We start from the raw sequence: 22,155 nt of genomic DNA on the forward strand, positions 1-22,155 counted from the left end.
TTCAGATTCGGAGGGTCGCAAGGCTACGGAAGAGCCGTCGAGCTTTCTGTAGGACTATTCCTAAATTCGAGGTATCTCCTCGAGTGTGACCTGTGAGGCTCCGGATCCTGCTTGCGCGCAGGCAAGTAGGATCCGTACCCAACGCCTATTGCCAGCCGAACCGGCGAATGTAAAAGCCTTTCACCGCCTGGGTCAGCGCCATGTACGCCAGCAGAATCACCGGCAGGAACACGAAGTACAGCGACGGCAGCGCCTGCAATTTGAAGTAGTGCGCCAGCGGGCCCATCGGCAGGAAAATGCCCACGGCCATGATGATCCCGGTCATCACCATCAGCGGCATGGCCGCGCGACTTTGCAGGAAGGGAATTTTCGGCGTGCGGATCATGTGCACGATCAGCGTCTGGGTCAGCAGCCCGACCACGAACCAGCCGGACTGGAACAGGGTCTGGTGGTCCGGCGTGTTGGCGTCGAACACGTACCACATCAGGGCAAAGGTGCTGATGTCGAAGATCGAGCTGATCGGCCCGAAGAACAGCATGAAACGCCCGACATCCGCCGGTTGCCAGCGCTGCGGCTGCTTGAGCATGTCCTCGTCGACGTGATCGAAGGGAATGGCGATCTGCGAAATGTCGTAGAGCAGGTTCTGCACCAGCAGGTGCATCGGCAGCATCGGCAGGAACGGGATGAACGCGCTCGCCACCAGCACCGAGAACACGTTGCCGAAGTTCGAGCTCGCGGTCATCTTGATGTACTTGAGCATGTTGGCGAAGGTACGGCGCCCTTCCAGCACGCCCTCCTCCAGCACCATCAGGCTTTTTTCCAGGAGGATGATGTCCGCCGCCTCCTTGGCGATGTCCACGGCGCTGTCCACCGATATGCCAATATCCGCCGTGCGCAGCGCCGGGGCGTCGTTGATGCCGTCCCCCATGAACCCGACCACATGCCCGTTGCCCTTGAGCAGCCGGACGATGCGTTCCTTGTGGCTCGGGGTCAATCGGGCGAAGACGTTGGTGGTCTCCACCACCACGGCCAGTTCGGCGTCGCTCATGCGCTCGATGTCGTTGCCCAGCAGCAAGCCTTGCTGATCCAGACCGACTTCGCGGCAGATCTTCGCGGTCACCAGCTCGTTGTCACCGGTCAGCACTTTCACCGCCACGCCATGCGCAGCCAACGCCTTCAAGGCCGGCGCGGTGCTTTCCTTCGGCGGATCGAGAAACGCCACGTAGCCGATCAGCGTCAGCGCCTGCTCATCCGCCAGGCCATAGGTGTCGCGCCCCTCGATCATGGGCCGGGCAGCCACGGCCACCACGCGCAGGCCCTCGGCATTGAAGTGGGCGGTGACCTGGCGAATCCGCGCCAACAGGCCGTCCTCCAGCGCTTCGTCGACCACGCCATGGCGAACCCGGGTGCACACCGCCAGCACTTCTTCCACCGCTCCCTTGCAGATCAGCAGGTGTGAATGATCACGCTCGGCGACCACCACCGACATGCGCCGGCGGGTAAAGTCGAACGGGATTTCGTCGACCTTGCGAAACGCCGTGCCGACCTTCAGTTGCCGGTGGACCTCGACGTGCTCGAGCACCGCCACGTCCAGCAGGTTTTTCAAACCGGTCTGGTAGTAACTGTTGAGGTAGGCCATTTCCAGCACGTCATCGCTGTCGTTGCCCCAGACATCGACATGGCGCGCCAGAAAAATCCTGTCCTGGGTCAGGGTGCCGGTCTTGTCGGTGCACAGCACGTCCATGGCACCGAAATTCTGGATCGCGTCCAGGCGCTTGACGATGACCTTCTTGCGCGACAGGAACACCGCGCCTTTGGCCAGGGTCGAGGTGACGATCATCGGTAGCATTTCCGGGGTCAGGCCCACGGCAATCGACAATGCGAACAGCAGCGCTTCGGTCCAGTCGCCCTTGGTGAAGCCGTTGATGAACAGCACCAGCGGTGCCATGACGAACATGAAGCGAATCAGCAGCCAACTGATGTTGTTGACCCCGGTCTGGAACGACGTCGGCGCGCGGTCAGTGGCCCCGACCCGCTGGGCCAGGGCGCCGAAATAGGTGCTGTTGCCGGTCGTCAGGATCAGCGCAATCGCGGTGCCGGATACCACGTTGGTGCCCATGAACAGAATGTTGTCGAGGTCCAGCGGATTGCGGGTGTCCCGGTCCTGCTGGCGCGGGAATTTTTCCACGGGCATGGATTCACCGGTCATGGCCGCCTGACTGACGAACAGGTCCTTGGCGTTGAGCACCCGACAGTCGGCGGGAATCATGTCGCCGGCCGACAGCACGATGAGGTCGCCCGGCACCAGCCCCTTGATCGGCACTTCGCTGCGCGGCGCATCGCGGCGCATCACCGTGGCTGTGTTGCTGACCATCGCCTTGAGCGCATCGGCGGCCTGGTTGGATTTGCTTTCCTGCCAGAAGCGCAGCAGGGTCGAGAGCACCACCATCGAAAAAATCACCACGGCGGCTTTCATGTCTTCGGTCAGCCAGGAAATCACCGCGAGCACGGTCAGCAGCAGGTTGAACGGATTGCGGTAGCAGTGCCACAGGTGAACCCACCAAGGCAGCGGTTGCTCGTGCTCGACTTCGTTGAGGCCAAATTGCTCGCGCAGTGCCGTGGATTCGGCCTCGCTCAGGCCGTCACGGTGGCTGCCGAGTTGCGCCAGCAGTGCACCGCTGTCACAGCGGGCGGCGCTGACCAGCGTTTCTGCCAGGGTCGGCGGCACTTCGCGGCTGACCGTGGTGTCGGTGAAGTTGTCCAGCAGCGCCAGACGCCGGAAGTGGCGGGCGATGTGGCGGGTGCGCAGAAATCCGGCGAAGAATTCCTTGAGCAGGCTCAGGTTCATGGCAGTTCCCCCAGGGTCAGCCGGGAAACCTTCGAGCAGGCGTGTCGGTGCGCCGCGATGACGACTGGCAGTCGAACATCACGCACGGTTCAGCGTCGATGAGAGGACGTCGGGAATCCGACCGGGATCGGCCAGGAATCGGGAAGCCGCTGCTCGCTTTTACGGCGAGACAACGGCACGAAAGGCAGTGCGTTATCTTGCCGGGAAGTTGCCGGTTATCGAAACCGGCCGACTACTGTCACTCGAACAAGTACCCACTGTGGGTCTCCGCTATTGATGAAAACGCGCGAAGCTTACGCCCCGGTTTTTGCAGAGTAAACCAGGGCACGGCGCGTTGCTGGGGCAATTGCGGAGTTCTTCAGGAAGGGTTCAGCTTGAGGATTCATGGGGAAATTGAAGGCCTGTCGCGAGCAGGCTCGCTCCCACAGGGAGACCTGTGCAGGCCATTCCATAGTGGGAGAGCGAGCCTGCTCGCGATGGTGGCCCGCAGGGCACCGAAAATTAGCTGGCAGTCGCCAGCAACAAGTCCGCCACCGAGCGGCCATGCCCGCGATGCTTGCCATGCTCATACAGCGAACCGGCGATTTCATCCGCACGGATCGGCAGGATCGACAGCAAGGTATCGCTCAGGCCATGGCTTGCCTGGCAGAAGCCCTGCATGTAGAGGCCGGCCTTGCAGCGCTCGTCGGTGATCAGCTTGTAGTGGCGATCCACCTCGAACTCACCCAGGTATTCTTCCAGCGGCGCCAGCAGCTTGCGATGCATCTGCCGTTCATAACCGGTGGCCAGCACCACGGCGTCGTATTGCCGGGCCGAGACTTCGCCGGTGGCGTTGTTGCGCACCACCAGTTCTATGCCGTGCCCGGTGGCGGTGGCTTTTTCGATGGTGGTCAGGGTGCGGAAGGCGTGCCGGGCAATGCCCGAGACTTTCTGACGGTAGAAAATGCCGTAGATGCGTTCGATCAGGTCAAGGTCCACCACCGAATAATTGGTGTTGTGATACTCGTTGACCAGGCGCTCACGTTCACTGCTTTTCTGCTGGTAGATCAGGTCGGTGAATTCCGGCGAGAACACCTCGTTGACGAACGGGCTGTCATCCGCCGGTTTCAACGCCGAACCCCGCAGGATCATGTCCACCTGGACCGAGGGGAAGCTGTCGTTCAAATCGATGAAGGCTTCTGCGGCACTCTGCCCGCCACCGATGATCGCGATGCTCATCGGCTGGTTGTTCACGCACGGTTGCCCGGCAATCCCGGCCAGGTACTGCGAGTGGTGGAACACCCGCCCGTCATCCTTCAGCGCCTTGAAGGCCTCGGGAATGCGCGGTGTGCCACCGGCACTCACCACCACCGAACGGGCGGTGCGCACGTGTTGCTGGCCCTGGGTGTCACGCGAGATCACGCGCAGCGCTTCGACCTGCTGATTGTGCAGTACCGGCTCGATGGTCAGCACCTCCTCACCGTAGCGGCTTTGCGCGGCGAACTGCCCCGCCACCCAGCACAGGTAGTCGTTGTACTCCATGCGGCATGGGTAGAAGGTGCCCAGGTTGATGAAGTCCACCAGGCGACCGTGCTGCTTGAGATAATTGACGAAGGAGTACGGGCTGGTCGGGTTGCGCAGGGTCACCAGGTCCTTGAGGAAGGAAATCTGCAACTCGCTCTGGGTGACCAGGGTGTTGCCGTGCCAGCGATAGTTGGCCTGCTTGTCGAGAAACAGCACATCCAGCTCGCCCTGGCTCGATGCGCGCTCTTGCAGCGCGATGGCCAGCGCCAGGTTCGAAGGGCCGAAGCCCACACCGATCAGGTCGTGAACGATGGGCGATGCAATTGCCTGTGTCATTTCCAGTGTCCTCTGGATGAACCGCTCAACCGCGGGGAGTAAACCTCAATGACCTGATCAGCCTGGAGCAGGACAGCAGGTCGTCTGTTGATAGGGAACGAGGACAGTGAAATAAAATTTAAGCGAACGTGCCGGCTGTTGGCGACGCTCAGTGAGCGTCCCACCGACGCATCTGCACGCGGCAGTGCTTCATCGCGTTGACGATGTGCTTCTCCACCAGCGCCCGGGAAATCCCAAGGCGTTCGGCGATTTCCGAATGCGACAGGCCGTCGAGCTTGCGCAGCAGAAAGCTCTCGCGGCATGGCGCTGGCAATTCGGCGAGCGCGCGCTGGAGCATTTCCAGGCGCTGGCCGTGGTCGAGGCTGTTCAGGGGGGATGGGATGAAATAGCGCTCTTCGTTGTCGAGCACGTCCAGGGATTCGACCTGGCGCAGGGCATTGCGCCGATGGTCGTCGATGACCAGATTGAGCGCGGTGCGATAAAGGAAAGCCCGGGGTTGCTCGATCGGCGTGTCGCTGGAACGCTCCAGAACCCGCAGATAAGCGTCATGCACCACATCTTCGGCGACCTGGCGGTTGCCCAGCTTGGCGTTCAGGAAACACACCAGCTCGCGATAGTAGTTTTCCAACCATGACTCCCGGCCGCACGCGTGCGACGTCTGTCCTTGAGCCAGATCCGCGACCGCCAGATGGACGGTGGCACGATGGTGGCAATTTCGAGTGTGTAATTTATAGTAATTCTCATATAGATTTAAAGTGCTGTTTGAATTTGCCGCATAAATCGTACTTTCCTACACAGCTGTAACGCTGTGTTTCAAAGGTTAAATTCCATCGCGAGTCCATCGTTTACAGGACAGCTCCCCGTTTCTGTCGGCCCACCGACAGCGTTCGCCTGGCGCCCTTTGTGAGCGCCACCTGAATGACGGGCCGAATCCATTGGCCGGAACCCTGCATGAAACGTCCCCGTCACGCCCGACGCGCCCTGCTTGTCGCCCTCTGCCTGATCCCGATCATCGCCGTTTCGGCCTGGCAGGTGCTGCCGCCGGGGCGTGATCAATACGCCACGGTGCAAGTCGCCCGTGGCGACATCGAAAGCAGCGTCACCGCCCTGGGCACCCTGCAACCGCGACGCTATGTCGACGTCGGTGCCCAGGCATCCGGGCAGATCCAGAAGATCCACGTGGAAGTCGGCGACGTGGTCAAGGAAGGCCAATTGCTGGTGGAGATCGACCCGTCCACGCAACAGGCCAAACTCGACGCCGGACGCTTTTCCATCGATAACCTCAAGGCTCAGCTTCAGGAGCAACGGGCGCTGCACGATCTGGCGCAACAGAAACACAAACGCCAGCAGCACCTCGCCGCCGGTGGCGCGACCCGTGACGAAGACGTGCAGACCGCCCAGGCGGAGCTGCGCACCACCCAGGCACGCATCGACATGTTCCAGGCGCAGATCCGCCAGGCCCAGGCCAGTCTGCGCAGCGACCAGGCCGAACTTGGCTACACCCGCATCTACGCGCCCATGAGTGGCACGGTGGTCGCCCTCGATGCCCGGGAAGGCCAGACCCTCAATGCCCAGCAGCAGACACCGCTGATCCTGCGCATCGCCAAACTTTCACCGATGACCGTCTGGGCCGAGGTCTCGGAGGCCGACATCGGCCACGTCAAACCGGGGATGACCGCCTGGTTCACCACCCTCAGTGGCGGCCAGCGGCGCTGGAGCAGCACCGTACGGCAAATCCTGCCGATCCCGCCCAAGCCGCTGGATCAGACCAGCCAGGGCGGCGGCAGCCCGGCCAGTTCGAGCAAAAGCGGGTCCGGGCGCGTGGTGCTCTACACCGTGCTGCTGGATGTGGATAACGCCGACAACGCGCTGATGGCGGAAATGACCACCCAGGTGTTCTTCGTCTCCAATCAGGCGAAAAATGTCCTAACCGCGCCCATCGCGGCATTGCAGGGCAGCGCGCAGCCCGACACCCAGACCGCCACGGTGGTCGCCAAGAACGGTGAAATCCGGCAACGCAAGGTGCGCACCGGCATCAGCGACCGCCTGAAAGTGCAGATCCTCGACGGCCTCGAGGAAGGCGATCACCTGTTGATCGGCCCTGCCGACGGGAGTGGCGGCTGAATGCAGACGCCCCTGATCGAACTGCAGGACATCCGCAAGGCCTACGGCGGCGGCGACTCCCCGCAGGTTCACGTGCTGCGCGGCATCGACCTGTCGATCCATGCCGGCGAATTCGTGGCGATCGTCGGTGCCTCCGGCTCCGGCAAGTCGACGCTGATGAACATCCTCGGTTGCCTCGACCGCCCGACCTCCGGCGAATACCGGTTTGCCGGGGAAAACGTCGCCGGGCTCGACAGCGACGAGCTGGCCTGGCTGCGGCGCGAGGCGTTCGGCTTCGTGTTCCAGGGCTACCACCTGATTCCATCCGGCTCGGCCCAGGAAAACGTCGAGATGCCGGCGATCTACGCCGGCTTGCCGGCCGCCGAACGCCACGCCCGCGCCGCCGCCCTGCTCGACCGGCTCGGCCTGGCCTCGCGTACCGGCAACCGCCCGCACCAGTTGTCCGGCGGCCAGCAGCAACGGGTGTCGATCGCCCGGGCGCTGATGAACGGCGGGCACATCATTCTCGCCGACGAACCCACCGGCGCCCTCGACAGCCACAGCGGCGCCGAGGTCATGAACCTGCTCGACGAACTGGCCAGCCAGGGCCACGTGGTGATCCTGATCACCCACGACCGCGAAGTCGCGGCGCGGGCCAAACGCATCATCGAGATTCGCGACGGGCTGATCATCAGCGACAGCGCCCTCGACAACCCGCAGGTGCAGGCATCAGCCAACCCCGGCGCCCTGCAGGCAGTGGATCTGCGCAAGCGTCTCAGCGAAGGCGCCGAAGCCACCGGGGCGTGGAAAGGCGAACTGGTGGATGCCGTGCACGCGGCATGGCGGGTGATGTGGATCAACAAGTTTCGCACCGCGCTGACGCTCCTCGGGATCATCATCGGCGTAGCCTCGGTGGTGGTGATGCTGGCGGTCGGTGAAGGCAGCAAGCGCCAGGTGATGGCGCAAATGGGTGCCTTCGGTTCGAACATCATCTACCTCAGCGGCTCGACGCCCAACCCGCGCACGCCGCCGGGCATCGTCACCCTCGATGACGTCGCGGCCCTGGCCAGCCTGCCGCAAGTGATGCGCATCATGCCGGTCAACGGCTCCGAAGCCGGCGTGCGCTTCGGCAACCTCGACCACATGAGCTACGTCGGCGGCAATGACACCAACTTCCCGGCCATCTTCAACTGGCCCGTGGTCGAAGGCAGTTACTTCACCGAGGCCGATGAACAGAACGCCGCCGCCGTCGCGGTGATTGGCCACAAGGTCCGCAACAAGCTGCTCAAGGATGTCGCCAATCCCATTGGCCAGTACATCCTGGTTGAAAACGTGCCATTCCAAGTGGTGGGCGTGCTCGCGGAAAAAGGCGCCAGTTCCGGCGACTCCGACAGCGACGACCGTATTGCCGTGCCCTACTCGGCCGCCAGCGTCCGCCTGTTCGGCACCCATGACCCGGAATACGTCGCCATCGCCGCTGCCGATGCGCGCAAGGTCAAGGAGACCGAAATGGCCATCGAACAATTGATGTTGCGCCTGCACAACGGCAAGAAGGATTTCGAACTGACCAACAACGCCGCGATGATCCAGGCCGAGGCGCGCACGCAAAACACCCTGTCGCTGATGCTCGGCTCGATTGCCGCCATCTCGCTGCTGGTGGGCGGGATCGGCGTGATGAACATCATGCTCATGACCGTGCGCGAACGCACCCGCGAGATCGGCATCCGCATGGCCACCGGCGCCCGTCAGCGCGACATCCTGCGCCAGTTCCTCACCGAAGCGGTGATGCTGTCGGTGGTCGGCGGCCTCGCGGGCATCGCCCTGGCGCTGATCGTCGGTGGCGTGCTGATCCTCGGCAAAGTCGCCGTGGCCTTTTCCGTGATGGCGGTGCTCGGGGCGTTTGCCTGCGCCCTGGTCACCGGTGTTGTCTTCGGCTTCATGCCGGCCCGCAAAGCTGCCCGGCTCGACCCGGTCACGGCCCTTACCAGTGAATGATCTCACCATGAAACCGCGTCTCAGCCTGTTGACCTTGTGCCTGATGCTCAGCGCCTGCGGCAGTAACGCTCCGCGCCCGGACAGCGGCCTGGCTCCGCCTGCCGAATGGCAGTCGCCCCACACGAAAGACGCGGCTCGCAGCAACGCGCAATGGTGGACCCGCTTCGGCAGCCCGGAACTGGACCGCCTGATCGAACAGGCTCGGGCCGGCAGTTTCGACCTGGCCGCCGCCGTGGCCCGGGTGCGTCAGGCCCAGGCAGGCACCGTGATTGCCGGCGCTTCGCAGTTGCCGGAAGTGAAGGCCGCGGCGAATGCCAATCGCCAGAAGCTGCTGCGCGGCAACGGCTATAACCAGCTCGACGCCGACAGCGACAACAAGGCCGTGGACTACTTCGACGCCAGCCTCACCGCCAGTTATGAAATCGACTTCTGGGGCGGCAAGCGCGCGGCCCGCGACAGCGCCCGGTTCGGTTTGCAGGCCAGTGAGTTCGATCAGGCCACGGTGGAACTGACCTTGCTCAGCGGCGTGGCCAGCCGCTACGCGCAGACCCTGTCGCTGCATGAGCAACGGCGCATTGCCGAACTCAACCTGGCCAATGCCCAGCGAGTCTTGAACCTGGTGCAGACGCGCTTCGATTCCGGCTCGGCCACGGCCCTGGAGCTGGCGCAACAGAAAAGCCTGGTGGCGGCGCAGCAACGGCAATTGCCGACGGTGCAGCAACAGGCCATGGACGCACGCATCAGCCTCGCCGCCCTGCTCGGCCGTCCAGTGCAGGATCTGGCCCCGCTGCAGGAGACGTTCGAACGCCTGCAGTGGCCGACGATTGACAGCGGCGTCCCCAGTGACCTGCTCAGTCGTCGTCCGGACATTGCCCGCGCCGAAGCACAACTGGCTGCCGCCCAGGCCGACGTGCGCGTGGCCCGCGCCGCCATGCTGCCCGCGGTAACCCTCAGCGCCAACTTCGGCTCCGGTGCCAACACGGCCGCCGATGTCCTGCGCAGCCCGTTCTACAACCTCACCGCCGGGCTGGTCGCGCCGATCTTCAACAACGGCCGGCTCGGTGCCGAGCGCGACAAGGCCAGCGCCCGGCAACAGGAACTGCTGGAGAATTATCGCGCCAGCATCGTCGATGGCTTCGCCGATGTCGAAAAAGCGCTGAACAGCATTCGCGGCCTCGACGAACAGCGCCAGTGGCAAGGCGAGGAACTGGCCCAGGCACAGACCGCGTTCAACATCGCCCAGAGCCGCTACCAGGCCGGGGCCGAGGACTTGCTGACGGTGCTGGAAACCCAACGCACGCTGTATGCGGCGCAGGACCTGAATGTGCAACTGAGACTGTCGCGGTTGCAGGCGAGCATTGCGCTGTACAAGGCGCTCGGGGGTGGCTGGCAGGCGTTGTGATGGGCGGAGACTGGCCGTCGTCCTCCGCACGAGCAGGCTCGCTCCCACACGGAATCTTCGATGCTCAAGCGTCCGCTGTGGGAGCGAGCCTGCTCGCGATGAACGATAACGCGGTATCGGCGCCTAGCGACTGATCGGATCGACCTTCAAATGCCGCGCATACCACGGCCGTTGCGGCACGCGACGCAACAGCCCGGCGAGTTTCTGCTCATCGTCGATGAAGGTGATGCGCAAGGCCAGCTTCATGGTTTCCGGGTCCATTTCCACCGATTTGCCCACCTGCAGGCCTGGCGTGGTACTGCAACCATGGGTCACCGGCCCCAGCCACGGATCAGCCACTTCCACCCAGCGTCCCGGTGCAAACCATGGCACGCCCTTGACCTCCAGCCGACTGACCTCCCCCGGATGGAAGCGCTCGTGGGCGCGGAACCAGTCTTCCAGGCGGTCGTCGATCCAGCCGTGGAAGCGCCAGAACACCGGGCTGACATGGGAAGAAAACGGATCGCCGAGAAAATCGTTTTCCGGCGCATACCAGCGCGCGGCGAAGTCCGCCGGGTCCCTGGCAAATGGCACGGGCTGGCCGTTCGACGGGTCCCGTGGCACCGAGGCCCAGCGCATGTGCAACCAGTCATGCAGGCCCAGTTCGACCTCCGAGCCGAATTGGCCCAGGGTCATCTGCGACAGGTAACGCGGGTCGCGGTAGCGTGATTCCCAGACTTCGAAATTGCTGTGGTAGGTCTCCGCAGTCTTGATGTCGCTGACCCACTGGGTGTACTCGGTGTCTTCGGCGGCCAGCCATGTGGGCGGCAGCGCCATGCCGTCGTGATTGTCGAAGTAGCGGGCGAACCCCTGGCGATCACGCTCGAGTTCCGGCTGGGGCAGGGGAAAACTCGGCCAGGAAGGCAAGTCCTGCATCGAACGCGCCGTACCGAGCATGTGCCGGTGCATGAAGAAAAAGTCGATACCCGAGCCGTTGCGATCCTTGCGCGGGCCGCGCGCATCACGCTCCTGGCCCCGAGGGCCGGGCTGCCAGCCGATACCGCGCAACGCCTCACGCTTGTCTTCGGGCAGACTGTGCCATTTGTCCCGACTGGCGTGCCAGAGTTGGTGGAACAGGCGATGCTCGGGGGACACCAGCCACGCCAACAGTGTCGGGTTCAGGCCGGCGCGTTCGCGGGCTTCAGGGAACAGGCGCTTGCGGGCGACAAATCGATTGTCCTGCTCCGGCTCGCCGAGCGGACGGTCCAGGCGCAGCAGGCGACCGCTGAGGGTGGCACTGCCGGCATTGCCGAAATCCGCCCAGACTTCGTCGAGCACGACCGCCAGCTCATAGGCCGGCGCCCCCTCGGCGCTGCGGGTGTCGAACAGACGCCAGTAACGTTCGCTCGCTTGTGCCTGCACCAGATCGCCGATCAAGCGATAGCGGGGTTGCCCCTCTGCGCGCAGTTGTTCGGCGGTATCGAGGTAACCGCGCAAGCCGCGACCCCGCTGGGCAACATCGAGAAACAGTTCCAGGCCCACTCGCGGCAATCCCTCGAGCCCCGCGTGCGAGCCTTCGAAACGCACGTCCCAGACACCGCGCAGCGAGTCGGCCAACTGTTGACCGGCGGTGTCGGCCAGTTCGACCGTGGCTTCGCCCGGGGTAATCGTCGGGTCTGGCTTCGTCCATTGGCGATGCCCATAAAACGCCGCAGGCGCAGCGACACCCGTCAGCGCCAGGCCAGCCATGAACCATCGTCGAGAAATCTTCATTGCCCTACCTGTGTCAGCCATGAAGCAGGCTTTATCCAAGCTAGAACGTTTGTTGCCCCTGCAAATTTAAAAGCTATCGCGCTCCCACAGAGGAATATGCGAACCCTGTGGGAGCGAGCCTGCTCTGGGCGGCATTGCGACGATGAAGTGCGCACAAACACTTAAATTCCCGCGCCAGCCACTCGTTCCTCCCAGATAGCAAAGGCCCTGCGGGCGAACCTGACTGAGACGGCAATGAAAAGACCACGTTCGAAAAAGGCTCTTTATATCGGCCTGCCATTGGCCCTGGCGATTGGCGCCGTCGGCGGTTTTGCAGCCTGGGACCACTGGTTCAGCGACGATCTCGGGTACCCGGCCAAAGTGCTCAAACAGGCCGACGAGTTGCACCAGCGCCTGCTCTCCTTCGACAGCCACGTCAGTCTCACGCAGAATTTCGGCACCGACGGCAACGAGGCGGACAAGGACGGCGAGGGCCAGTTCGATCTGGTCAAGGCCAACCGTGGCCCGTTGTCCGGCGCGGCCCTGACGATCTTCGGCTGGCCGGAAATCTGGAACGGCGCCAACGCACCGCACAAGCCTACCGACGGTTTTGTCGACGAGGCGCGCAACCAGCAGGAAATCCGCTACAAGATCATCACCGGTATGGTCCGCGACTTTCCCAACCAGGTCGCCATCGCCTACACCCCGGATGATTTCCGACGCCTGCACGGTGAAGGCAAATTCGCGATTTTCATCAGCATGCTCAACGCCTACCCGCTGGGCCACGACCTGAGCCAGCTGGACCGGTGGACGGCGCGCGGCATGCGTATGTTCGGCTTCAGCTACATCGGCAACAACGACTGGGCCGACTCCTCGCGACCGCTGCCGTTTTTCAACGACTCGCCCGATGCGCTCAATGGCCTGTCGGACCTGGGCAAGCAAGCGGTCGGTCGCCTGAACGACCTGGGCGTGATCATCGATGTCTCGCAGATGTCGACCCTGGCCCTGGAACAGGTCGCGCAGTTGAGTCGCACGCCGATGGTGGCCTCGCATTCGGCGCCGCGGGCGATGGTCGACATTCCGCGCAACCTCAGCGACAAGGAAATGCAGCTGATCAAGAACAGCGGCGGCGTGGTCCAGGTGGTGGCCTTTTCGCAGTACCTCAAGCCGCTGACGCAGACCACCCAGGACAAACTCAACGAATTGCGTAGGTCATTCGATCTGCCGCCCCTGCCCAACCTGGCCGTGGCGCTGATGCCAGGCGACCCGATCATCGCCGCCTGGTCCGAGGAAAAATTCGGCAAATACGCCAGCCGCCTCTACGCGATCCTCGAGGAAGAACCCAAGGCCACTCTCAAGGACCTGGGCGACGCCATCGACTACACGGTGCGCAAGATCGGCATCGACCACGTGGGTATCAGTTCCGACTTCAACGAGGGCGGCGGCGTCAAAGGCTGGGAGAACGTCGGTGAAATCCGCAACGTCACCGCCGAGCTGATTTCCCGCGGCTACTCCGAGGCCGACATCGCCAAGCTGTGGGGCGGCAACTTCCTGCGGGTCTGGGATCAGGTGCAGAAAGCCGCCAAACCGGCGCTGATTTCACAGCAAGGCACTCGACCATGACCGATCGTCGTACATTCCTGAAGCAGGCGGGGCTCTTCGCCGCCAGCCTGCCCCTGAGCACCGGTCTGCACAACGTCGCCAGCGCTGCCCCACTGGCGCCCCCCCTGCCACGGGACAAATGGGCGCAACTGCGGCAGCTGTTCGACCAGGATCCGGACTACCTGCACTTCTCCAATTTCCTCGTCACCTCGCACCCCAAACCGGTGCGCGACGCCATCGCCCTGCATCGCGCCGCCCTCGACCGCAATCCCGGGCTGGCGATGGACTGGGACCTGGGCGTGAGCGAACAACGCGAGGAGCAAGTGCGCGTCTGGGCCGGACGCTACCTCAAGGCCGATGCCCGGCAGATCGCCCTGACCGGCAGCACCACCCAGGGCCTGGCCATGATCTATGGCGGCGTGCAGGTGCGCCCGGATCAGGAAATCCTCACCACCGTCCACGAGCACTACGCGACCCACACCATCCTGGACCTGCGCCAGCAACGGGACGGCACCCGTGTGCGCAAGATCGAATTGTTCAAGGACCCGCAAACCCTGTCGCGCCAGGAAATCCTCGACAACATCGACCAGGCCATCCAGCCGCAAACCCGCGTGCTGGGCATGACCTGGGTGCATTCGGGCAGCGGCGTCAAACTGCCGATTGCCGATATCGGGGCGCTGGTGGACAAGCACAACCGCAACCGCAGCGAACAGGACCGGATCGTTTACCTGGTGGACGGCGTGCACGGCTTCGGTGTCGAGGACCTGGACTTCCCCGGCATGAACTGCGACTTCTTCATCGCCGGCACCCATAAATGGATGTTCGGTCCCCGCGGCACCGGCATCGTGTGCAGCCGCAGCACCGAGCTCAAGTACGTCACGCCGATCATCCCGACCTTCTCCGAGGCCACGGCGTTTTCCACCACCATGACCCCGGGCGGCTATCACGCCTTCGAGCATCGCTGGGCGCTCGATGAGGCGTTCAAACTGCATTTGCAACTGGGCAAGGCCGAGGTCCAGGCGCGCATCCATGAACTCAATACCTACCTGAAACAACGCCTGGCGCAACACCCGCCGATCGAACTGGTGACGCCGCGCAGCCCGGAATTCTCCTCGGGTTTCACGTTCTTCCGGGTCAAGGACAAGGACTGCGACGAGATCGCCGCCTACCTGATGCACAACCGTGTGGTCGCCGATGCCGTGGAGCGCGATGTCGGCCCGGTGATCCGCACCGCACCCGGCCTGCTCAACAACGAGAGCGAAATCGAGCGTTTCATGCAGTTGCTGACCACGCAGCTCTGAATCCGACCCTATCCACTTGTCAACGAGAGAAACGATGAACAGTGTGCTATCAGGTTATTCCCTGAGGACGCTCGCAGCCCTGGCCTTCGCCACTGCCGCGCTGCTGCCGGTCAGTGCCCAAGCGGGCGCCATCGCGCCGGGCAAAGTGTTCAGGGACTGCAAGGACTGTCCGGAAATGGTGGTGCTGCCCGCCGGCACCTTCACCATGGGCACGCCCGAGGATGAGGTCGGGCACGAGCCCGATGAAAGCCCGCAGCACCCGGTGACGTTCGCCCGTCCGGTGGCGATCAGCCGCTTCCAGGTGCTGGCCGGCGAATGGAACGCCTACCTGCGCGACACCGGTTACGTCATGCCGGACGGTGACGACCGCCCCGGCCGCGAGTGCAAGGCCGGCATTCCACGCTACGAATACACCGCCCGCCATCCGGCCGTGTGCATGGACCTCGAGGAAGCCACGGCCTATGTCGCCTGGCTGTCGAAAAAATCCGGCAAGCATTACCGCCTGGTCAGCGAATCCCTGCGCGAGTACGCCGCCCGCGCCGGCAGCAGCGGACCATTCCCCTTCCCGTTCGATGAAGGCAAGGAATACAGCATTGCCAAACACGCCAACACCTACGGTGCAGCCGACGGCTACAACTTCACCTCGCCGGCAGGACGCTTCCCGGCCAACGCCTTTGGCGTCTACGACATGCACGGCAACGTCTACGAATGGACGGCCGATTGCTACACCGAAAACTACGTGGGCGCGCCGAGCGACGGCAGCGCCTGGCTGACCGAGGATTGCAAGGTCCAGCGCCTGCGCGGCAACGACTGGGGCGAAGCACCGGTGTTCTCGCGCTCAGGCAATCGCAACGCCGCCTACGCCGACGCCCGTGGCGACTGGCTGGGTTTTCGGGTGGCGCGGGATCTGTAAACGCACAGGGTTTGAAACAACCACAAACACTGTGGGAACGAGCCTGCTCGCGAAGGCGGTGGGCCAGTCACCGAGGGCGCACCCGGCCCCTCATTCCGTCGCCCCGTCCTCAAACAAACCCGTGCGCGGCTAAATCGTCGTCCACGGGTTTCGTCTTTTAACCAGCCAAACCCTTGAACCTCTGCCCTTGCCGGCACCTGAAGCGGAAACCCCCATGACCTCAAAACCCCGCGGAGCCATCAGTGAAGTCCTCGGCCTACTCAGGCCTTTTCGGGTCGTCGTGGTGTTGTCCATCCTCCTCGGCATGCTGGGCGGCCTGAGCATCACCGCGCTGCTGGCGACCATCAACGACGCCCTGAACGCCGACGGCAGTCCGTCGCCACGCGTCCTGGCGACTTTCATCGGCCTGTGCGCGGCGGCATTGCTGACCTCGATCCTGTCCGACATCGGCACCAACCATGTCGGCCAGCACATCATTGCCGGCCTGCGTAAATCGTTGGGGGAAAAGGTGCTGCTGGCGCCCATCGAGCAGATCGAGCGGTTCCGCACCCATCGCCTGATTCCAGTGCTGACCCACGACGTCGACACCGTCAGCGATTTCGCCTTTTCCTTCGCGCCGCTCGCCATCGCCTTCACCGTGACCCTGGGTTGCCTGGGTTACCTGGCGTACCTGTCACTGCCGATGTTCGCCCTGTTGCTGGTCGCCATCGTGATCGGCACCGTGGTCCAGTACGTGGCCCGGGCGAAAGGCATCAAGGGCTTCGAGGCCGCCCGCGAAGCCGAAGACGAACTGCAAAAGCACTACAGCGCCATTGCCGCCGGGGCCAAGGAGCTGCGCATCCATCGCCCGCGCCGCCAACGCATGTTCGGCCAGCGCATCGAAGGCACGGCCGACTACATCTGCAACACGCACATCCGCTCGATCAACACCTTCGTGATCGCCAAGACCTTCGGCTCGATGCTGTTCTTCGTGGTGATCGGCCTGGCGCTGGCCCTGCAATCGTTCTGGCTGGGCACCGACAAAGCGGTGCTCAGCGGCTTCGTGCTGGTGCTGCTGTACATGAAAGGCCCGCTGGAATACCTGGTGACCACCCTGCCGGTGGTCAGCCGCGCCAACATTGCCTTCCAGCGCATCGCCGAACTGGCGGAACAGTTCTCTTCGCCGGAACCGCATCTGCTGCTGCGCGAAACCGGCACCGAGAAGAAAGCCACGGTACAGCAGTTGCAAATGCACGACGTGCACTACGCCTTCCCTGCCGTCAAAGGCAGCGCCGCCTTCGAACTCGGCCCGGTCAACCTGACGATCAACCAGGGCGAAATCGTGTTCATCGTCGGTGAAAACGGCGGCGGCAAGACCACCCTGATCAAACTGCTGCTGGGGCTCTATGCGCCGCAACGCGGTGAAGTACGGGTCGACGGCCAGGCGGTCGGCGCCGAAGGGCGAGACGATTACCGGCAGTTGTTCACCACCATCTTCGCCGACTACTACCTGTTCGATGAACTGGTGCAGGGCGACCAGCAGGTGCCGGAAGATGCCAACCGCTATCTGGAACGCCTGGAAATCGCCCATAAGGTCAGCATCCAGGAAGGCGCCTTCAGCACCACCGATCTGTCCACCGGCCAACGCAAGCGCCTGGCCCTGCTCAATGCCTGGTTGGAGGAACGGCCGGTGCTGGTGTTCGACGAATGGGCCGCCGATCAAGACCCGGCGTTCCGGCGGATTTTCTACACCGAACTGCTGCCCGAGCTCAAAGACCTGGGCAAGACCATCATTGTGATTTCCCATGACGACCGCTACTTCGAGGTGGCGGATCAACTGGTGCGCATGGAAGGTGGGCGGGTTGTCGCCCAGAAGCAGCTGCTGGCCGCGAGAGCATGATGAACGACTTGATCGATGACGATGTACTGGCACTGCTGCTGGCAGAAGCCGCTGATCAGCCCCAGGGCATCACCGCCCGCGACCACCGCGCGCCGGCGCCGATGTCCTTCGCCCAGCAACGCTTGTGGTTCCTGCAGCAACTGTCGCCGGACAGCGCCGCCTACAACCTGCCCCGGGTCATTCGCATCCGTGGCACGTTGGACCCGCAACGCCTGGAAAATGCCCTGAACCAGGTGCTGGCGCGGCACGACATCCTGCGCACGGCGTTCCGCGAGAGGGACGGCGTGGCGATGCAGGTGGTCGACGAACAGGCCCGCCTGGTCCTCGGCCAGGAAGACCTGTCGACCCTGGCGGAACACCCCCGCGCCCGTGAGATTGCCCGGCGCATCGAGGCCCAAGCGGGCACACCGTTCGACCTGCGCCAGGCCCCGCTGATGCGGGCGACGCTGCTGAAGGTCGGCCCCCATGACCAACTGCTGCTGATGGACATGCACCACATCGTTTCCGACGCCTGGTCCAATGCGATCCTGATGCAGGACCTGACCCGTGCCTTCGCCCAGGCCAGCGCCACCCAGGCCACGCCACTGCCGCGCCCGGCGATTCAATACGCCGACTATGCCGCCTGGCAACGGGATGAATACCTGCACGGCCCGGCGTGCGCCAACAGCGCCGCCTACTGGCAAGACTACCTGGGCAAACCGCTGCCGACCCTGGACATGCCGGTGGACTTCCCGCGCAGCGAGCAACTCCGCCACCCGGCCGGGCATCAAAACGTCCGGCTGCCGGACGAGCTGTGTACCACCCTGAACCGCTTCTGCCAGCAACGGGGCCTGACGCCCTTCGTGGTCGCCTTCGGGGCCTGGCAATTGTTGTTGAGCCGCTACAGCGGCCAGCAGGACTTCACCGTCGGGGTACCCAACGCCACCCGCAATCGCAGCGAAACCCAGGAGCTGGTCGGCTGCTTCGTCAGCAGCCAGGTGTATCGCGTGCGCATCGACCCACTGCTGCCGGCCATTGATTTCCTGCAACGCCTGCGCCGCGAATCCCTGGCAGCCCTGGATCACGGCGACTATCCACTGGAGTTGAGTTTCGATGCCCTGCAACTGCAGGCCAGCGCGCAACCCAATCCCCTGTTCCAGGTACTGTTCAACTGGCGCACCGACACCGGCGAGTCCGAGCGGATCGAACTGGACGGCCTGACCCTGGAGTTTCTCGACAGCGGTCCGAGCCAGGCCAAGTTCGACCTGGCGCTGGACGTCAGCTACTCGCGGCACGGCATCGAGGCAAGCGTGGAATACAGTCGCGACCTCTACCGGTCGGCGACCATCGAGCGCATGACCCGGCACTGGCTGAACCTGCTCCAGACGCTCATCACCGAACCGGCCCGTACACTGGGCGAACTGCCGCTGCTGGACGATGCCGAACGCCAGGTGCAATTGAGCCAGTGGAACCCACCGCTGTCGGCGCCGCCCGAGCATGGCGTGCATCAGTTGTTCGAACGCCAGGCACAGTCCACGCCGCAGGCGCTGGCGCTGATCTGCAACGACCTTGCCCTGAGCTATGGGCAGCTCAACGCCGCCGCCAACGAGCTCGCCCATGGGCTGATAGCCCAGGGGGTGGGGCCCGAGGTCCTGGTGGGGATCGCCGTGGAGCGTTCGGCGTCGATGATCATCAGCCTGCTGGCGGTGCTCAAGGCCGGTGGCGCCTATGTGCCGCTGGACCCGGACTACCCGCAGGAACGATTGACCTGGATGATCGAAGACAGCGGCCTGAGCGTGCTGCTGACCCAACAGTCGTTGCTCGGCCGGCTACCGTCGCTGCCGGGGGTGCAGATACGCTGCGTCGATGAACTTGACGCGCGAGGCACGTTGAATGCGCTCAATCCACCCTGCCGGACGACGGGCAGCAACTTGGCCTACGTGATGTTCACCTCCGGCTCCACCGGTCGCCCCAAAGGCGTCGGCATCACCCAGGCGGCGTTGACCCGCCACGCCCAGGTGGCGCTGGAGTTTCTCGGCCTCACGCCGCAGGACCGCTCGCTGCAGTTCGCCACGTTCAATTTCGATGCCTTCGTCGAGCAGCTTTACCCGGCGCTGATCTGCGGCGCGTCCGTGGTGCTGCGCGGGCCGGACCTCTGGGACAGTGCCACCTGGTATCGCGAATTGCTCGACAAGCAGTTCACCACCAGCGACCTGACCACCACCTACTGGAACATGCTGGCCAAGGACTTTGCTGCGGCCGGCCTGCGCGACTACGGTGCGTTGCGCCAGGTGATCGTCGGCGGCGAAGCCATGCCGCCGGAAGGCGTGGCGGCCTGGGGCGAGGCCGGGCTCGGGCGTGTGAAACTGCTCAACACCTATGGCCCGACGGAAACCACGGTCAGCGCCACCCTGCTCGATTGCAGCGACTACGTGACCGGGCAGCTCACCCTGCCCAAAAGCATGCCGATCGGTCGACCGCTGGCCGGACGAGCGATCTACCTGCTGGACAACGGCGGCCAGCCGGTCCCGGTGGGCGTTGTCGGCGAACTGATGATTGCAGGCGACCTGCTCGCACGGGGCTACTTCAAGCGTCCGCAGCTCACCGCCGAACGTTTCATCCCCGACCCGTTCGACACCCGTGGTGGCGGGCGCCTGTATCGCACCGGCGACCTGGCGCGTTATCGCGCCGACGGCGTGATCGAGTATGTCGGGCGCCTGGATCACCAGGTGAAGATTCGCGGCTTCCGCATCGAACTCGGTGAAATCGAATCCTGCCTGCTGCAATCGCCTGACGTCCGCGAGGCCCTGGTGGTGGCGCGGGAAGGTTCGGCCGGCATGCAACTGGTCGCCTACGTGGTCGCCCGCGATGCGGGCCTGAGTGAGCCGCAACAACTCGCGTTGCGCGAAACCCTCAAGGCCGAACTCAAGGCCAGCCTGCCAGGCTACATGGTGCCGGCTTACCTCCTGGTCCTGGCGGCCATGCCCGTCAGCCCCAATGGCAAGCTCGACCGCAAGGCATTGCCGCTGCCCGACCCGAGTCAGGCCCAGCGCGCCTTCATCGCCCCCGAAACGCCGTTGGAGCAAGGGTTGGCCCAGCTCTGGCAGGAGGCGTTGCAGGTCGAGCGGGTCAGCCTCGACGACAACTTTTTCGAACTGGGCGGTCACTCGATCCTGGCCATCCAGTTCATCTCGGCGCTGCATGCCCGACTCGGCATCAAGCTGGCGTTGCAACAGATGCTGGCGCACCCGACCATCGAAACCCTGGCGCGGCTCATCGCCCTGGAACATCAACAAAACGTGCAATGCGTGGTCGAGCTCAATGCCTCGACGCCGCAGGCACCACCGTTGTTCTGCCTGCACCCCAGTGGCGGCATCGTGTTCTGCTACCAACCCCTGGCGAAAAAACTGGCTGCCTATGCCAGGACGTATGGCGTGATGCACAAGGGTTTTGCCGACAAGGAGTCGAACCCGCAGAGCTGGGCCGAGATGATCGACGACTACAGCGCGCAGATTGTCGACAAACAACCCCACGGTCCTTATCGGCTGATGGGGTGGTCGCTGGGCGGCGCCATCGCCATGGACGTGGCAGCCCACCTCGAACGACAGGGCCGCGAGGTAAGTTTTCTCGGCCTGGTCGACACCACCCTGCCGGACCGTGACTTGCCGGCCGATCTGCCACGCAAACCGTTGGAAGACGACAACCCGAACCACCTCAGCCCGGAGAACGAGCTGCTGGCGGCCCTCGAAGTGTTCAGCCTGATGTTTGCGCACCTGGAAGAAGCCGCGTCGGCCTTCATCGCCGAACACCCGACGACCGATCTCAAGGCGTTCTATCAGTGGGCCAGCTCTCAGACCGCCACCGGGGAGCAGGACCTGATCGCGACCCTGGAAGGCATCAAGCAGGAGATCATGAACGCCCAGGCCTACGCGATTCATGACCGTCTGGTGCAGGCGTTCGACGCCTTCACCCTGCCGATGCTCAAGGTCCAGGCCAGTTGCTGGTGGTCGCTGTCGCATAAAACCCTGGAGCAGGTGTTGCACTCGGAACAGGTCCTCAGGGCCCACAGCGTGACCGGCCAATTGCAACGCTCGATCCACTCCCCCCTGCCCCACCGCAGCATGATCTACAGCGAGCCACTGCTGGCGTCGTTCACCGAGGTGTTCCTCAAAACCCTGTAGGAACGGGCATGCTCCGGGCGGCGTTCCGACGAGGGTCGCCAACGATGACGCGGGCGGCCTGACACCCTGCAGCGGTCTCATGTCCATCGCGAGCAGGCTCGCTCCCACAGAAAAAACACACTCCCCTGTAGGAGCGAGCTTGCTCGCGTGGGTCGCCAACGATAACGCGGGCGGCCTGACACCCTGCAGGGGTCTCATGTCCATCGCGAGCAGGCTCGCTCCCACAGAAAAAACACACTCCCCTGTAGGAGCGAGCTTGCTCGCGTGGGTCGCCAACGATAACGCGGGCGGCCTGACACCCTGCAGGGGTCTCATGTCCATCGCGAGCAGGCTCGCTCCCACAGAAAAAACACACTCCCCTGTAGGAGCGAGCTTGCTCGCG

The 22,155-nt window shown here is 63.8% G+C and carries 12 protein-coding genes; 8 read left to right on the forward strand and 4 right to left on the reverse strand.

Translation table 11 applies throughout. The annotated features are described in order from the left end of the window. Positions 1-145 precede the first annotated feature (145 nt). The 3 genes from mgtA to IB249_RS11945 form a co-directional block, all read right to left on the reverse strand. The gene (gene mgtA, locus IB249_RS11935; RefSeq protein WP_192304775.1) at positions 146-2,848 is read right to left on the reverse strand and encodes a magnesium-translocating P-type ATPase; all 2,703 of its coding nucleotides are present in this window, start codon (positions 2,846-2,848) and stop codon (positions 146-148) included. Between the two features lie 501 nt (positions 2,849-3,349). After that, positions 3,350-4,687 (reverse strand): lysine N(6)-hydroxylase/L-ornithine N(5)-oxygenase family protein, encoded by a 1,338-nt coding sequence (locus IB249_RS11940; protein WP_192304777.1) that lies wholly within the window; start codon positions 4,685-4,687, stop codon positions 3,350-3,352. 148 nt (positions 4,688-4,835) lie between these two features. Then, positions 4,836-5,315, reverse strand: coding sequence for a sigma-70 family RNA polymerase sigma factor (locus IB249_RS11945; protein ID WP_192304779.1), 480 nt, complete (start codon positions 5,313-5,315; stop codon positions 4,836-4,838). A 323-nt stretch (positions 5,316-5,638) separates the two neighbouring features. Here IB249_RS11945 and IB249_RS11950 point away from each other — a divergent pair, with 323 nt between their 5' ends. From IB249_RS11950 to IB249_RS11960, 3 genes are read left to right on the forward strand one after another with little or no spacing between them, the layout of a single operon-like run. Continuing rightward, the gene (locus IB249_RS11950) at positions 5,639-6,811 is read left to right on the forward strand and encodes an efflux RND transporter periplasmic adaptor subunit (protein WP_192304781.1); all 1,173 of its coding nucleotides are present in this window, start codon (positions 5,639-5,641) and stop codon (positions 6,809-6,811) included. Beyond that, positions 6,812-8,785, forward strand: coding sequence for a MacB family efflux pump subunit (locus tag IB249_RS11955; RefSeq protein WP_192304783.1), 1,974 nt, complete (start codon positions 6,812-6,814; stop codon positions 8,783-8,785). A gap of 7 nt (positions 8,786-8,792) precedes the next feature. Then, on the forward strand, positions 8,793-10,187 hold the full coding sequence (locus tag IB249_RS11960) for an efflux transporter outer membrane subunit (RefSeq protein ID WP_192304785.1): 1,395 nt from the start codon (positions 8,793-8,795) through the stop codon (positions 10,185-10,187). Between the two features lie 123 nt (positions 10,188-10,310). Here IB249_RS11960 and IB249_RS11965 read toward each other — a convergent pair whose 3' ends face one another. Then, positions 10,311-11,939, reverse strand: coding sequence for a PvdJ/PvdD/PvdP-like protein (locus IB249_RS11965; protein WP_192304787.1), 1,629 nt, complete (start codon positions 11,937-11,939; stop codon positions 10,311-10,313). Between the two features lie 234 nt (positions 11,940-12,173). Between IB249_RS11965 and pvdM the strand changes: the two genes are divergently transcribed. The 5 genes from pvdM (at position 12,174) to IB249_RS11990 (ending at position 21,773) form a co-directional block, all read left to right on the forward strand. Continuing rightward, positions 12,174-13,541: a pyoverdine-tailoring dipeptidase-like protein PvdM gene (pvdM, locus tag IB249_RS11970; RefSeq protein ID WP_192304789.1), complete on the forward strand. Its 1,368-nt coding sequence runs from the start codon at positions 12,174-12,176 to the stop codon at positions 13,539-13,541. After that, complete coding sequence (locus IB249_RS11975; RefSeq protein ID WP_192304791.1) at positions 13,538-14,821, forward strand: aminotransferase class V-fold PLP-dependent enzyme; 1,284 nt, start codon at positions 13,538-13,540, stop codon at positions 14,819-14,821. The genes pvdM and IB249_RS11975 overlap by 4 nt, the downstream gene beginning before the upstream one ends. 34 nt (positions 14,822-14,855) lie before the next feature. Next, positions 14,856-15,734 carry a formylglycine-generating enzyme family protein gene (locus IB249_RS11980; protein ID WP_192304793.1) on the forward strand — a complete coding sequence of 293 codons (879 nt, stop codon included), beginning with the start codon at positions 14,856-14,858 and terminating at the stop codon, positions 15,732-15,734. 214 nt (positions 15,735-15,948) lie between these two features. Beyond that, positions 15,949-17,613: a cyclic peptide export ABC transporter gene (locus IB249_RS11985; RefSeq protein ID WP_192304795.1), complete on the forward strand. Its 1,665-nt coding sequence runs from the start codon at positions 15,949-15,951 to the stop codon at positions 17,611-17,613. Beyond that, positions 17,613-21,773, forward strand: coding sequence for an amino acid adenylation domain-containing protein (locus IB249_RS11990; RefSeq protein WP_192304797.1), 4,161 nt, complete (start codon positions 17,613-17,615; stop codon positions 21,771-21,773). The genes IB249_RS11985 and IB249_RS11990 overlap by 1 nt, the downstream gene beginning before the upstream one ends. The last annotated feature ends 382 nt before the right edge of the window (positions 21,774-22,155 follow it).

This window comes from Pseudomonas sp. PDM04 (assembly GCF_014851765.1).
In the GTDB taxonomy this organism is placed as follows: Bacteria; Pseudomonadota; Gammaproteobacteria; order Pseudomonadales; family Pseudomonadaceae; genus Aquipseudomonas.